This window comes from Streptomyces sp. TLI_185 (assembly GCF_003814765.1).
In the GTDB taxonomy this organism is placed as follows: domain Bacteria; phylum Actinomycetota; class Actinomycetes; order Streptomycetales; family Streptomycetaceae; genus Streptomyces.
The window spans coordinates 6,724,444-6,737,887 of the sequence record NZ_RKRB01000001.1; the positions used below are offsets into that span (position 1 = coordinate 6,724,444).

Consider the following 13,444-nt stretch of genomic DNA (forward strand, 5'->3'; position numbering starts at 1 on the left):
CCCCTTCAGGGCGCGGCCGACCCGCAGCGGAGTTGGCCCGACCCGCAGCGGGCTCCGCCTGACCCGCAGGGGAATTCGCCCCACCCGCAGCGGAATTCGCGCCACCCGTTCAGGAGCCCCGGCCCTCCTGCGCCGGCAACCCGCCCGTCTCCGGATCGCGTCCCGTCAGGCAGTACGTGCCGCCCGCCGGATCCTGCATCACCGTCCAGTGCGTCCCGAGGGCGACCGGCTGCGCACCGAGACGTTCGTGGGCGGCGCGGGTCGCCTCGATGTCGGTGCAGGCCAGGTCCAGGTAGGCGGTGGTGGGGCGTTCCTCGCCGAGGCGCTGGAGGAGGATGCGGATCGGGAGGCCCGCCGGCGGCGTGAGCACATGGAACTCGGGGAGCGAGCCCGGCCGCGACTGCCACTCGGGCAACAGGGCGCTCCAGAAGGCGACTTCGGCGTCGTATGCGGAAGGCGCGATGTCGACGCAGACCTGGTCGAGGCGGCTGCCCCGCACCACGGGCGGGCGCGTCGTCTCCGCGCGCCACGGCATGGTGCACAGCTGCTGTCCTGCGGGCGACCGCAGCACGGCCCACGTCCCGTGATCGGCGACGACCTCGGCCCCGAGAGCCACCGCCGACCGCATGAACTCCCGTACGTCGGCGACCGGGAAGTCCAGATGCGCGCCGCCCGGACCCGAGGCCACCCCCTGCACCTTGACGCAGGCGTCGGCCCCCTCGTGCAGAAGGGTCGTGAACTCCTTGTTCCCGCCCCGGAGTCCGGACAGACGCGTGTCCGTGACGGCCGTCCAGAACTCGCAGGCGGACGCGAGGAGTCCGGCCGGCCGGTCCACGAAGGCATAGGTCCACCGGACCTGTCGGCTCATCCCTTCCGCTCCATGAACCGCAGCATGTTCCCCGCCGGATCCCGGAACGCGCAGTCCCGGACCCCGTACGGCATGTCCGTCGGTTCCTGGAGCACTTCGGCGCCGGACTCCTGGACGCGGGCGAAGAGGGCGTCGCAGTCCTCGGTGGTGAAGTTGACCCCGCGCAGCACGCCCTTGGCCAGGAGCTGCTCCATCGCGTCGCGGTCGGCGGGGGAGAGGTCGGGGTTGGCCGCGGGCGGCTCCAGGACGATCGACACGTCCGGCTGCAGCGGCGACCCGACGGTCGTCCAGCGCATTCCCTCGTACTTGACGTCGTTGCGGATCTCCAGGCCCAGGACGTCGCAGTAGAAGGCGATCGCCTTGTCGTGGTCGTCGACGGCGATGAAACAGTTGTTCAGTTTCAGGTCCATGGGTCCAACCTAAGGTCGATACGGCCTCACGTCCGTCTGGGACGCGTGTACGCCCGCACCACGCAGGGCGGGATCTCCGCGCTCTCCTCGTGCGAGCGGGCCCGGTAGGAGCTCGGCGTCTCGCCCACCAGCTCGGTGAAACGGGCGCTGAAGGAGCCCAGCGAGGTACAGCCCACCGCCATGCAGACCTCGGTGACGGTGAGGTCGCCGCGGCGCAGCAGGGTCTTGGCGCGTTCGACGCGGCGCGTCATGAGATAGCCGTACGGGGTCTCGCCGTACGCCTCGCGGAAGCTGCGCTGGAAGTGCCCCGGCGACATCAGGGCGGTGCTCGCGAGGGCGGCCACATCGAGGGGCTCGGCGTACTCGCGGTCCATGCGGTCGCGTGCCTTGCGCAGTCGTACCAGATCCTCACGATTCACCACGTCAGCATCGCACGACCCTCACCGGCTGGGCGCTGGGTTCTGGCGTGGGCTTTGCCTTCAGTTCGCCTGCTGTATGAAAGCGCTTGTTCCCATAAGGGAATGGACCACATCACGTTCCTCGTGGCGGTAGTCATCGTCACGGCCCTGGCGTTCGACTTCACCAACGGATTCCACGACACCGCCAACGCGATGGCCACCTCCATCGCCACCGGCGCGCTCAAGCCGAGAACAGCGGTGCTCGTGAGCGGAGTCCTCAACATCGCCGGAGCCTTTCTGTCGACGGAGGTCGCCAAGACGATCTCGGGGGGAATAGTCGACGACACCCTCGTCAGTCCGGGAATGATCTTCGCCGGGCTGGTCGGGGCAATCCTGTGGAATCTGCTGACCTGGCTGGTCGGGCTGCCGTCCAGCTCCTCGCACGCCCTGTTCGGCGGCCTGATCGGCGCTGTGTGGGTGGGTGCGGGCTCGAACGGCGTGCACTTCGACAAGGTTGTCGAGAAGGTGCTGATCCCGGCGGTGGCCTCGCCGGTCGTCGCCGGTGTCGCCGCCCTGCTCGCCACCTACCTCGCCTACAAGCTCACCGCCCGCGGCCGCAAGGACTCCGTCACCAAGGGCTTCCGCCTCGGCCAGATCGCCTCGGCCTCGCTGGTCTCGCTCGCCCACGGCACCAACGACGCGCAGAAGACCATGGGCATCATCACGCTGACCCTGATCTCCGCGGGCGCCCTCGGCCACGACGCCGGCCCGCCGGTCTGGGTGATCGCCTCCGCCGGTCTCGCCATCGGCCTCGGCACCTATCTGGGCGGCTGGCGGATCATCCGCACCATGGGCAAGGGCCTGACGGAGATCCAGTCCCCGCAGGGCTTCGCCGCCGAGACGGCCTCCACGGCCGTCATCCTCACCTCCGCCCACCTCGGCTTCGCCCTGTCCACCACGCAGGTCGCCTCGGGCTCCATCCTCGGCGCGGGCCTGGGCCGGCGCCTCGCGGAGGTCCGCTGGGGCGTCGCGGGCCGCATGGTCGCCGCCTGGCTGATCACGCTGCCCTCGGCCGCGCTGGTCGGCGGCATCTCCGCGGCCGCGGTCAAGCACGGCGGCAACTTCGGCACGGTCGTCGTCGCGCTGGTCGGCGCCGCCGTGGCCGCCGGCATCGTCGTCGTCTCGCGCCGCAACCCGGTACACGCCAACAACGTCAACGACCACCACGAGGTCGCCGTCCGCACCGCACCGCCGGCCCACGTCGGCACGGCCGCCTGAAACACGGGGAGTTCGCAGAATGAGCCTCGACTGGAACGCACTCGGCCAGGTCACCGCGGTGAGCATCGGCGTCACCGTCGCCGTGGTCGTCGTCTTCGCCCTCGGCGTACTCGGCCTCGCCCGCTTCGAGGGGGCACGCGAGGATGGCGGCGGGACCTCCTCCATCGGCCTCGCCCAGGCCGGCCTGTGCTTCCTCGCCTGCGCGGCCGTGGTGGCGTACGGGATCTATCTGATCGTGCCGCAGTTCCACTGAGCGCCGGAAGGCACATCAGCCGGAAGCGCATCAGCAGGACATCGGAAGGACTCGGAAGGACATCGGGATGACGACGCCACCCCTGCTGGCCGACCTGAAGGTCGACTACACCGACCCCGACGACCCGGTGCTCATCCGCCCGGACGGCAGCCCGATCGACACCTGGCGGGAGAACTACCCGTACGGGCAGCGCATGGAGCGCAAGGAGTACGACTGGCACAAGCGGCTCCAGCAGATCGAGCTGCTGAAGCTGCAGAGCTGGATCAAGGAGACCGGGCGCCGGCTCGTCATCGTCTTCGAGGGCCGGGACGCGGCCGGCAAGGGCGGCACCATCAAACGCTTCACCGAGCACCTCAACCCGCGCGGGGCCCGGGTGGTGGCGCTGGAGAAGCCGACCGAACGCGAGCGCGGGCAGTGGTACTTCCAGCGCTACGTCGAACACCTGCCGACCGCGGGCGAGATCGTGCTGTTCGACCGCTCCTGGTACAACCGGGCGGGCGTCGAGCGGGTCATGGGGTTCTGCTCGGACGACGAGTACCGGCGCTTCATGCGCCAGGCCCCGCTGTTCGAGCGGATGCTGGCGGACGACGGTGTCGACCTGATCAAGTTCTGGTTCTCGGTCTCCCAGGGCGAACAGCGCACCCGCTTCACCATCCGTCAGGTCGACCCCGTACGGCAGTGGAAGCTCAGCCCGATGGACCTGGCCTCCCTGGACCGCTGGGACGACTACACCGCCGCGAAGGTCGCCATGTTCCGCGAGACGGACACGGAGCACGCGCCCTGGACGGTGGTCAAGAGCAACGACAAGAAACGGGCCCGCGTCGAGGCCATGCGCAGTGTGCTCGCCCGCTTCGACTACACCGGCAAGGACGAGGAGGTCGTCGGCAGCCCCGATCCGCGGATCGTGGGGGCGGCCGCGGGGCTGCTGGAGGCCGGGGAGGACGATCACGGGGGGCTGGCCGACGGTCGGTAGGCATGTCACCGTTCCCGACATGACCGAACTGTCCGCCGCACAGGCTGCCGCCGTCACCGACCGGGCCCGGCTCGCCGGGCACGCCTACAGCAGCGACCGAGACCTTGCCGCACGCCAGGCGCTCTACGAGTGGAAGACGCCCCGCTACGACCTGCCCGGCATCGTCGCCGAGCAGTTGAGCGAGGTGCGCGGACGCGTCGTCGAGGTCGGCTGCGGCAACGGCAGGTACATCCGTCGACTCCGCCGGGACAGGCCCGACCTGGAGGTGCTGGGCTTCGACATCGCTCCCGGCATACTCGCCGGGGTCCCCGGTCCGGTGGCCGTGGCGGACGTCGCCCGTCTGCCGCTGGCGACGGCGGGCGTGGGCGCGGCGTTGGCGATGCACATGCTGTACCACGTCCCTGACATCGCCCGAGCGATCGGGGAATTGTCCCGTGTCGTGGCCCGTGACGGGCTGCTGGTCGTCTCCACCAACAGCGCGCGCGACAAGCCCGAACTCGACGACCTGTGGCAGCGGTCCTCCGGCGACGTCCTCGGCACCGGTCGCGGCCCTGCACGCATCTCGCTCAGCGCCCGCTTCTCCCTGGAGCAGGCTCCGGCCTTCCTGGGGGACGAGTTCGGCTGCGTGGAGACGATCGAACTGCCCGGCACCATCACCGTCCGCGATCCCGGGCCGGTCATCGCGCACATGGCTTCGTACCGGGCATGGGCGGACCAGCACGATGTGCCGTTCGCCGAAACCGTCGAACGCGCTCGCGCCCTCCTCGCGGACCACATCGCCCGGCGGGGAGCGTTCGAGATCAGCTGCAGGAGCGGCATCCTGCTCTGCCGTCGGTGAGACCGCCTCGCGGCAGAAGCGGAAGGGGCCCGGCCGTTTCCCGGCCGGACCCCTTCGGAGTGCCCGTGGACCTGCGATGGTGCACCGATCGCGGGTCACGCGAACGGGGCGTTCGTCAGGCCTTCTTGGTCTCCCAGAAGATCTTGTCGATCTGGGCGATGTAGTCCAGAGCCTTCTGGCCCGTGGCCGGGTCGGTCGAGCCCTTGGCGGCCGAGAGGGCCTTCAGGGCGTCGTTGACCAGCTGGTGCAGCTCCGGGTACTTCTCGAAGTGCGGGGGCTTGAAGTAGTCGCTCCAGAGCACCGAGACGTGGTGCTTCGCGAGCTCGGCGCGCTGCTCCTTGATGACGGTGGCGCGCGCCTGGAAGTGCGGGTCGTCGTTGGCGGCCATCTTCTCCTGCACGGCCTTCACCGACTCCGCCTCGATGCGGGCCTGGGCCGGGTCGTACACACCGCAGGGCAGGTCGCAGTGTGCGCTGACCTTGACCTTGGGGGCAAACAGGCGGGAAAGCATGGAGCATTCCTTCCTCGTGATCGTCTTCTCAGGTGGGACATTACTCCCTGGGGGAGGGGATTTCGCGGGTGCCCCCATGGGCTTAGGACAAAAGTCCGGGGTGAGACTGAGACTGGTGGAGGATCGGACCGGGGAGGTGCCGGGGATGCCGGAGCTGTCGCAGGAGATCGAGCGCGGGCGGGCGCTGCTGCCCTTCGGGGCGGCAGAGGTGACCGGCCCGTCCATGGTGCCCACGCTCCACCACGGGGACCGGCTCGTGGTGCAGTACGGCGCCCGGATCAGGCCTGGTGACGTGGTGGTCCTGCGGCATCCGTTCCAGCAGGACCTGCTGGTCGTGAAGCGGGCCGCGGAGCGGCGCGACGGCGGCTGGTGGGTACTCGGCGACAACGCCTACGCGGGCGGCGACAGCACGGACTACGGGACCGTCCCGGAGGATCTGGTCCTCGGCAAGGTGCGCTTTCGGTACCGGCCGCTGAAGGCGGATCAGCGCTCGCCGTTCGCGCTCGCCCGCTGGGTGCTGTCGGCCGCGAGGCCCGTCCTGTCGGACCGGTCGGCCTCCAGGCGTTTGCGGGCGCGGTAGGCGGCCACGTTGGCCCGGGTGGCGCAGCGGTCGGAGCAGTAGCGCCGGGAGCGGTTCGTGGACGTGTCCAGGTAGGCGTTGCGGCACGGCGCCGCCTCGCACAGGCCCAGCCGGTCGACGCCGTACTCCGTCAGGTGGAAGGCCAGGCCCATCGCCGCGATGGCCGCGTAGCCGGCGGTCGCGTTCGAGGGATGGTCGGCCAGGTGCATGTGCCACAGCGGTCGGCCGTCGTCGTCCCGGAAGTCGTGGCCCGAGATCTGCGGGCTGACCGGGAACTCCAGCAGGAGTGAGTTCAGCAGGTCCACGGCGAGCGTCTCGTCGCCCTTGTCGGCGGCCTCGAAGACCGCGCGCAGCCGGCCCCTGACCGAGCGGAAGCGCGTCACGTCGGCGTCGGTGGCGCGGCGGGCCGCCGACGCGTTGCCGCCGAACAGGTCGCGGACGGCCTCGACGGAGGTCAGGGTGTCCTTGCCCCGGGCCGGTTCCTCGGTGTTGACGAGGCGTACGGCGTAGTCCGAGTAATAGGCCAGTTCCACTTGTGGTCCTTACGAAGGCGCTCTATGGTCGTGGGTGCGAAGAGGTAACGACTGCCTGTACTTCCAGGGTATTACGCGGGTGAGGGGAGAGGGCTTCCATGACGGAAACCACTGCAACCGGAACAGGTACCACGGGGACCGACTGGCAGGGCTGGCAAGAGAGCTGGGACCGGCAGCAGGAGGTGTACATGCCGGACCGCGAGGAGCGGTTCCGCATCATGCTCGACATGGTCGAGGCCTGCGTCGGGACCGAGCCGCGCATCCTCGACCTCGCCTGCGGCACCGGCAGCATCACGGCCCGGCTGCTCGCCCGCTTCCCGGACGCCACCAGCACCGGCATCGATCTCGACCCCGCGCTCCTCGCCATCGCGCGCGGCACCTTCGAGGGCGACGACCGGGTCACCTTCGTCGAGGCCGACCTCAAGGACCCGGACTGGCCGGCGCGGCTGCCGTACGAGACGTATGACGCGGTGCTCACCGCCACCGCCCTCCACTGGCTGCACAGCGCCCCCCTCGCGGCCCTGTACGGCCGGATCGCCGGGCTGGTCCGCCACGGCGGCGTCTTCATGAACGCCGACCACATGATCGACGAGAGCACGCCCCGGATCAACGCGGCGGAGCGCAGCCTGCGCCACGCCCGCATGGATCAGGCCATGCGGGACGGAGCCCTGGACTGGGCCCAGTGGTGGCAGCTCGCCGCCAAGGACCCGGCCCTCGCGGGCCCCACGGCCCGCCGCTTCGAGATCTACGGCGACCACGCGGACGGCGACATGCCCTCGCCTCAGTGGCACGCGCGCGTGCTGCAGGAGAAGGGGTTCGGGGAGGCCCGGGCGGTGTGGTGTTCGCCGGCGGACACGTTGTTGCTGGCGTTGAAGTGATGTCAGCCGGCCGGAACTGAGAAGGGGCGGTACGGGATGCCCGTACCGCCCCTTTCCCGTCGTACTGCTACAGCACCTTGGACAGGAACGACTTGGTGCGCTCGTGCTGCGGGTTCGTCAGGACCTCGCGAGGGTGGCCGGACTCGACGACCACCCCGTCGTCCATGAAGACCAGCGAGTCGCCGACCTCGCGGGCGAAGCCCATCTCGTGGGTGACGACGATCATCGTCATACCGTCCTCCGCGAGGTCCCGCATCACGTCGAGTACCTCGCCGACCAGCTCCGGGTCGAGGGCCGAGGTCGGCTCGTCGAAGAGCATCAGCTTGGGCTCCATCGCCAGCGCCCGGGCGATGGCGACGCGCTGCTGCTGACCACCGGAGAGCTGGGCCGGGTAGTGGTCCTTCTTGTCACCGAGGCCGACCCGGGACAGGAGCCGCTGCGCCCGCTCCCGGGCGACGGACTTGGACTCGCCCTTGACCTGGATCGGCGCCTCCGCGACGTTCTCCAGGGCCGTCATGTGCGGGAAGAGGTTGAAGCGCTGGAACACCATGCCGATGTCCCGCCGCTGCGCGGCGACTTCCTTCTCCTTGAGTTCGTAGAGCTTGTCGCCGCTCTGCCGGTAGCCGACCAGGCTGCCGTCGACGTACAGCCGGCCGGCGCTGATCTTCTCCAGGTGGTTGATGCACCGCAGGAACGTGGACTTGCCGGAACCGGACGGGCCGATCAGGCAGAACACCTCGCGCGGGTTCACCTCCAGGTCGATGCCCTTGAGGATGTGCGCGAGCCCGAAGGACTTGTGCACGCCCTCCGCCTTGACCATCGGATGGCCGCTCGTGCTCTTGGCGATGTCCTTGCCGAGACGGGTCATCGGGTCACCTCCGGGCGGCGGAACGAACCGAACAGACGGAGGTTCTTCCTCAGACGCTGCAAGGGGGTCGGCGGCAGGCTGCGCGACGAACCGCGGGCGTAGCGGCGCTCCAGGTAGTACTGGCCGACGCTGAAGACGCTGGTCAGGATCAGGTACCAGATCGACGCCACGAAGTACATCTCGACGACCGCGAGCGAGGTACTGGAGACGTCCGTGGCCCGCTTGAGCAGTTCGTTGAACTGGACCGCGTAGGCGAGCGACGAGGTCTTCAGCATGTTGATGAACTCGTTGCCGGTCGGCGGCACGATCACCCGCATCGCCTGCGGGAGGACCACGCGCCGCAGCGTCTTGGCGTGGGTCATGCCCAGCGCGTGCGAGGCCTCGGTCTGTCCCTCGTCGACGGACTGGATACCGGCCCGGACGATCTCGGACATGTACGCGGCCTCGTTCAGGCCGAGACCGAGCAGGGCCGCCAGGAACGGCGTCATCACGTCGTTCATTTCGTCCTTGTAGAACCCCAGGTTGAGGACGGGGAACACGAGGGCGATGTTGTACCAGAGCAGCAGCTGCACCAGTACCGGGGTGCCGCGGAAGAACCAGATGTAGAGCCAGGACACCGTGCTGGTGACCGGGTTCGACGACATCCGCATCACCGCAAGGATCACGCCCAGGACGAGTCCGAGCACCATGGCGAGCACGGAGATGTACAGCGTGTGCCAGAGGCCGGACAGGATCAGATCGTCCGTGAGGTAGTCCGGGATGATGTCGTAGTTGATCTTCGCGTTGGAGAATGCGATCCCGATCAGAACCAGGAGCCCGATGACCACGGCACCGGCCACCCAGCGGCCGTAGTGGCGCACCGGGATGGCCTTGATCTGCTCCGGCGGCACCGATGGCGCCGGAACCTTGTCGACAATGTCAGTCACAGTGACTGCCCTTCAGCGTTGCGTCAGGCAGGGGTCAGGAACCGCCGTTGACCTTGGCCTCGGTCACCGCGCCGTCCGTGACGTTCCACTTCTCCAGGATCTTCTTGTACTCGCCGTTCTGGATGATCGCGTTCACGGCGGCCTGCAGGGCGTCCCGCAGCTGGGTGCTCTCCTTGCTGACGCCGATGCCGTAGGGGCCGGCCTCGATCTGCTCGCCGGTGACCTCGAAGTCCTTGCCGCCGCCCGAGGTCTTCGCGTTGTAGGCCGCGACCGGGAAGTCGTTGAGGTCGGCGACGGACGCACCCTGCTTCAGGCGGAGCAGCGCCTCGGGGTCGGTGTCGAAGGTCTGCAGCGTGATGGCCTTCTTGCCGTCCTTCTTGCACTTGGTGCTCTGGGTCTTGGCGATGCCCTCGGAGGTGGTGCCCCGCTGCAGTGCCACCACCTTGCCGCACAGGTCGTCCAGGGACTTGATGCCCTTGGGGTTGCCCTTCTGGACCAGGATCGAGGTGCCGGCGGTGAAGTAGTCGACGAAGTCGATGCCGTTGCCGGCCTTCTTGCCGGTGTCGGAGTCGATGCCTTCCTGGCGGTCCTTCGTGTCGCTCATGGCCGACATGATCACGTTGAACCGCTTGGACTGCAGACCGACGATGAGCTGGTCGAACTTGCCGTTCTGGAACTCGAACTTCACGCCCAGCTGCTTGCCGAGGGCGTCCGCGACGTCCGGGTCGATGCCGACGGCCTTGCCGTTCTGCATGTACTCGACCGGCGGGTAGGCGATGTCGGAGCCCACCTTGACGACGCCCGCCTTGCGGATGTCGGCGGGGAGCTTGCTCGCGAGCGGCGCCGAGGACGAGGACGCCGAATCCGAGCTGCTGCCGCCCTTGTCCGTCTGGTCACCGCAGCCGGTGAGGATCAGGGCGCCTGCGACCGCGACCGCACCGACCGCTGCCAGACGGGTGCGTGCGGCGGTCGTACGACGGGTGGAGCTTGCGGTCATTTTGGGTTCCTCCGGCGGATGGGTGGAGTTGCCGATCGGTCGACGAGAACACACACCTTCGAGTGTCGCGACCTCGTGGGTTTACGGCATCTTGCCATTCGGACTCAGCCCTTCAGGGGACCCGTCATGTCAAAATCGGATAACGGGTGACCCCCGAACCACACCAGGCCGGTACAACATGGCCGGACCATCTGCGGGAATCCGGCGTTCCGGCCGGAAGATCTTCGACGCATCTCGGGATGCGGACCTGCGCTCCGAGGTGTTGATCACTGTTCGGCCGCCAGTCAAGGGCTCGTCGCGGATTCGTCGGGGACGGGTCCCTATATTTCGGGACGAACCTTGTGGCCGAGATGTGACCTTCGGGTTCCGCGATGTGACCTTGCACTTATTGGACTCGTCCTTGGCCCGGTGCGTCCGGTAAGAAGGTTCTTTACACCCCTCATCCGGGGCTCAGGGCGCGTGTGCGGCGCGCCCGTCGCGCAGGACCCGTACGCAACACCGACCGGGACTGACGCGGTGCCCGCCCACCCCTCACCAGGAGTGGCCACCCTCAACCAATGAAGACTTAAGGGGTAAAACAAAGTGGCAGCGGAGATCGTCAATCCTCGCAGCGACAGCAGTACGGATCAGGACGGCGGGGGCGAGCCCCTCGATTCCTTCGATCCGGCGTTCGCGCTGCACCGCGGCGGCAAGATGGCCGTGCAGGCCACCGTGCCGGTCCGTGACAAGGACGACCTGTCCCTGGCGTACACGCCCGGCGTTGCGAAGGTGTGCAGCGCCATCGCCGAGCAGCCGGAGCTCGTCCACGACTACACGTGGAAGTCGTCCGTCGTGGCCGTGGTCACCGACGGCACGGCGGTGCTCGGACTCGGGGACATCGGCCCCGAGGCCTCCCTTCCGGTGATGGAAGGCAAGGCGATTCTGTTCAAGCAGTTCGGCGGCGTCGACGCCGTGCCGATCGCGCTCGACTGCACGGGTGTCGACGAGATCGTCGAGACCGTGGTGCGGCTCGCGCCCTCGTTCGGCGGCGTCAACCTCGAGGACATCTCGGCGCCGCGGTGCTTCGAGATCGAGCGGAAGCTGCAGGAGCGGCTGGACATCCCGGTCTTCCACGACGACCAGCACGGTACGGCGGTCGTGACGCTGGCGGCCCTGCGGAACGCCGCGCGGCTGAGCGGGCGGGCCATCGGGGATCTGCGGGCCGTCATCTCCGGTGCCGGTGCGGCCGGTGTCGCCATCGCCAAGATGCTGGTCGAGGCCGGTATCGGGGATGTCGCGGTGGCCGACCGCAAGGGTGTCGTGTCGGCCGACCGGGACGACCTGACGTCCGTCAAGCGGGAGCTCGCAGGGTTCACCAACAAGGCCGGCATCACCGGGTCGCTGGAGGCGGCTCTGGAGGGTGCGGACGTCTTCATCGGCGTCTCCGGCGGTACGGTCGCGGAGGAGGCCGTCGCCTCGATGGCCGAGGGCGCGTTCGTGTTCGCCATGGCCAACCCGAACCCCGAGGTGCACCCCGACGTCGCGCACAAGTACGCGGCGGTCGTGGCGACCGGACGGTCGGACTTCCCGAACCAGATCAACAACGTGCTGGCGTTCCCGGGCATCTTCGCGGGCGCGCTGCAGGTTCGTGCCTCTCGGATTACCGAGGGGATGAAGATCGCGGCGGCCGAGGCGCTGGCCGGGGTCGTCGGGGACGACCTCGCTGCGGACTATGTGATTCCGTCACCCTTTGATGAGCGGGTTGCTCCGGCTGTTACGGCGGCTGTTGCGGCTGCGGCTCGGGCCGAAGGTGTTGCGCGGCGCTGACGTACCGTCTGTTGAATGGTCCCGCCCGGGTGGGCGGGACCATTTTTTTGCCCACGCGCCCGCCCGTTCGGGTGGTTGACGCGGTGCACGTCTGTCGTGGGTGGAGCCCGCCGGCGGCGGCTGCCGGTGGGTGGGGGCTTGTGGCCCTGGGGGCTGTGCCCCCAGACCCCCCTTCCGACTGAGCGGCCTCGTCCTCAAATGCCGGACGGGCTGAAATGGTGCCGGCAAGAGGGTGTGTGTCACAGAGCCCTGCGGTTCCGTCGAGCCGGTGTGCCGCCTATCGTCAAGGTCATGTTCGCCGTCTACGCCGCCCGAATCGACCGTGACCAGCCACTGAACGGCCTCGAGTTGGGGGACCGGCCCGCTCCCGGGGCCCGGCCCGGCTGGAGTGTCGTCGACGTCAGGGCCGCCTCCCTCAACCACCACGACCTCTGGTCCCTCAAGGGCGTCGGCCTGTCCGAGGACAAACTGCCGATGATCCTCGGCTGCGACGCCGCCGGTGTCGACGAGGACGGCAACGAGGTCGTCCTGCACTCCGTGATCGGACAGAGCGGTCACGGCGTCGGCCCCAGGGAACCCCGTTCCATCCTCACCGAGCACTACCAGGGCACGTTCGCCGAGCAGGTCGCCGTGCCGACCTGGAACATCCTGCCCAAGCCCAAGGAGCTCTCCTTCGCGGAGGCCGCCTGTCTGCCGACCGCCTGGCTGACGGCGTACCGCATGCTCTTCACCAACGCGGGCGTACGGCCCGGCGATTCGGTCCTCGTGCAGGGCGCCGGGGGCGGAGTCGCGACGGCCGCGATCGTGCTCGGGAAGGCTGCGGGGCTGCGGGTCTTCGCCACCAGCCGGGACGAGGCCAAGCGGAAGCGGGCCGTGGAACTGGGTGCCGTCGAGGCGTTGGAGTCGGGGGCGCGGCTGCCGCAGCGCGTCGATGCCGTCATCGAGACCGTCGGGGCCGCCACCTGGTCGCACTCGGTGAAGTCGCTGAAGCCCGGCGGCACGCTCGTCATCTCGGGGGCGACGAGCGGTGACCGGCCCTCGCATGCCGAACTGACCCGCATCTTCTTCCTCGAACTCAAGGTCGTCGGCTCCACGATGGGCACCAAGGACGAGCTGGAGGACCTGCTCTCCTTCTGTGCCGCCACCGGCGTGCGCCCCGTCATCGACGAAGTGCTGCCGATGGACCGGGCGCGGGAGGGCTTCGAACGGATGGCATCCGGGGAGCAGTTCGGAAAGATCGTGCTCACCAACGACTGACAGCCCCTTTCGCCGACGGCCGACCCGGAACCGGGTCGGCCGTCGGCGTTTGTCAACCATGGTTGACATG

Annotated in this window: 16 protein-coding genes; 8 read left to right on the top strand and 8 right to left on the bottom strand. The window is 68.8% G+C overall.

The window, feature by feature from the left end; translation table 11 throughout:
- Nucleotides 1-109 precede the first annotated feature (109 nt).
- The 3 genes from EDD92_RS31125 to EDD92_RS31135 are packed head-to-tail and all read right to left on the bottom strand — an operon-like array spanning nucleotide 110 to nucleotide 1,697.
- The gene (locus EDD92_RS31125) at nucleotides 110-868 is read right to left on the bottom strand and encodes a VOC family protein (protein WP_123967397.1); all 759 of its coding nucleotides are present in this window, start codon (nucleotides 866-868) and stop codon (nucleotides 110-112) included.
- The gene (locus EDD92_RS31130; RefSeq protein ID WP_123967398.1) at nucleotides 865-1,278 is read right to left on the bottom strand and encodes a VOC family protein; all 414 of its coding nucleotides are present in this window, start codon (nucleotides 1,276-1,278) and stop codon (nucleotides 865-867) included. Before EDD92_RS31130 ends, EDD92_RS31125 begins: the two co-directional genes overlap by 4 nt.
- A gap of 26 nt (nucleotides 1,279-1,304) precedes the next feature.
- Nucleotides 1,305-1,697, bottom strand: a complete 393-nt coding sequence (locus EDD92_RS31135; protein WP_123967399.1) for a helix-turn-helix transcriptional regulator — start codon at nucleotides 1,695-1,697, stop codon at nucleotides 1,305-1,307.
- Between the two features lie 102 nt (nucleotides 1,698-1,799).
- Here EDD92_RS31135 and EDD92_RS31140 point away from each other — a divergent pair, with 102 nt between their 5' ends.
- From EDD92_RS31140 to EDD92_RS31155, 4 genes are all read left to right on the top strand, one after another.
- Entirely contained in the window at nucleotides 1,800-2,954 is a 1,155-nt protein-coding gene (locus EDD92_RS31140) for an inorganic phosphate transporter (protein WP_123967400.1), read from the top strand.
- Nucleotides 2,955-2,973: 19 nt separating this feature from the next.
- Nucleotides 2,974-3,207 (top strand): hypothetical protein, encoded by a 234-nt coding sequence (locus tag EDD92_RS31145; RefSeq protein WP_123967401.1) that lies wholly within the window; start codon nucleotides 2,974-2,976, stop codon nucleotides 3,205-3,207.
- Nucleotides 3,208-3,274: 67 nt separating this feature from the next.
- Complete coding sequence (gene ppk2 / locus EDD92_RS31150; protein WP_123967402.1) at nucleotides 3,275-4,180, top strand: polyphosphate kinase 2; 906 nt, start codon at nucleotides 3,275-3,277, stop codon at nucleotides 4,178-4,180.
- 19 nt (nucleotides 4,181-4,199) lie between these two features.
- Complete coding sequence (locus EDD92_RS31155) at nucleotides 4,200-5,018, top strand: class I SAM-dependent methyltransferase (protein ID WP_123967403.1); 819 nt, start codon at nucleotides 4,200-4,202, stop codon at nucleotides 5,016-5,018.
- A 115-nt stretch (nucleotides 5,019-5,133) separates the two neighbouring features.
- Here EDD92_RS31155 and sodN read toward each other — a convergent pair whose 3' ends face one another.
- Nucleotides 5,134-5,529 carry a superoxide dismutase, Ni gene (gene sodN, locus EDD92_RS31160; protein WP_007491258.1) on the bottom strand — a complete coding sequence of 132 codons (396 nt, stop codon included), beginning with the start codon at nucleotides 5,527-5,529 and terminating at the stop codon, nucleotides 5,134-5,136.
- Between the two features lie 145 nt (nucleotides 5,530-5,674).
- On the opposite strand from sodN, the gene sodX reads away from it, so the two are divergent.
- Complete coding sequence (gene sodX, locus EDD92_RS31165; RefSeq protein WP_123970629.1) at nucleotides 5,675-6,109, top strand: nickel-type superoxide dismutase maturation protease; 435 nt, start codon at nucleotides 5,675-5,677, stop codon at nucleotides 6,107-6,109.
- Here the strand turns inward: sodX and EDD92_RS31170 are convergent.
- Nucleotides 6,013-6,642, bottom strand: coding sequence for an ABATE domain-containing protein (locus EDD92_RS31170; protein WP_123967404.1), 630 nt, complete (start codon nucleotides 6,640-6,642; stop codon nucleotides 6,013-6,015). The genes sodX and EDD92_RS31170 overlap by 97 nt on opposite strands.
- A gap of 98 nt (nucleotides 6,643-6,740) precedes the next feature.
- Between EDD92_RS31170 and EDD92_RS31175 the strand changes: the two genes are divergently transcribed.
- Nucleotides 6,741-7,520, top strand: a complete 780-nt coding sequence (locus tag EDD92_RS31175; protein WP_123967405.1) for a trans-aconitate 2-methyltransferase — start codon at nucleotides 6,741-6,743, stop codon at nucleotides 7,518-7,520.
- A 67-nt stretch (nucleotides 7,521-7,587) separates the two neighbouring features.
- Here EDD92_RS31175 and EDD92_RS31180 read toward each other — a convergent pair whose 3' ends face one another.
- The 3 genes from EDD92_RS31180 to EDD92_RS31190 are packed head-to-tail and all read right to left on the bottom strand — an operon-like array spanning nucleotide 7,588 to nucleotide 10,311.
- Nucleotides 7,588-8,388: an amino acid ABC transporter ATP-binding protein gene (locus tag EDD92_RS31180; protein ID WP_311736787.1), complete on the bottom strand. Its 801-nt coding sequence runs from the start codon at nucleotides 8,386-8,388 to the stop codon at nucleotides 7,588-7,590.
- Entirely contained in the window at nucleotides 8,385-9,314 is a 930-nt protein-coding gene (locus EDD92_RS31185) for an amino acid ABC transporter permease (protein WP_123967406.1), read from the bottom strand. Before EDD92_RS31185 ends, EDD92_RS31180 begins: the two co-directional genes overlap by 4 nt.
- Before the next feature lie 34 nt (nucleotides 9,315-9,348).
- Nucleotides 9,349-10,311: an ABC transporter substrate-binding protein gene (locus EDD92_RS31190; protein WP_123967407.1), complete on the bottom strand. Its 963-nt coding sequence runs from the start codon at nucleotides 10,309-10,311 to the stop codon at nucleotides 9,349-9,351.
- 582 nt (nucleotides 10,312-10,893) lie between these two features.
- On the opposite strand from EDD92_RS31190, the gene EDD92_RS31200 reads away from it, so the two are divergent.
- Nucleotides 10,894-12,117 (top strand): NADP-dependent malic enzyme, encoded by a 1,224-nt coding sequence (locus EDD92_RS31200; protein WP_123967408.1) that lies wholly within the window; start codon nucleotides 10,894-10,896, stop codon nucleotides 12,115-12,117.
- A 291-nt stretch (nucleotides 12,118-12,408) separates the two neighbouring features.
- Nucleotides 12,409-13,374, top strand: a complete 966-nt coding sequence (locus tag EDD92_RS31205; RefSeq protein WP_123967409.1) for a zinc-binding dehydrogenase — start codon at nucleotides 12,409-12,411, stop codon at nucleotides 13,372-13,374.
- The last annotated feature ends 70 nt before the right edge of the window (nucleotides 13,375-13,444 follow it).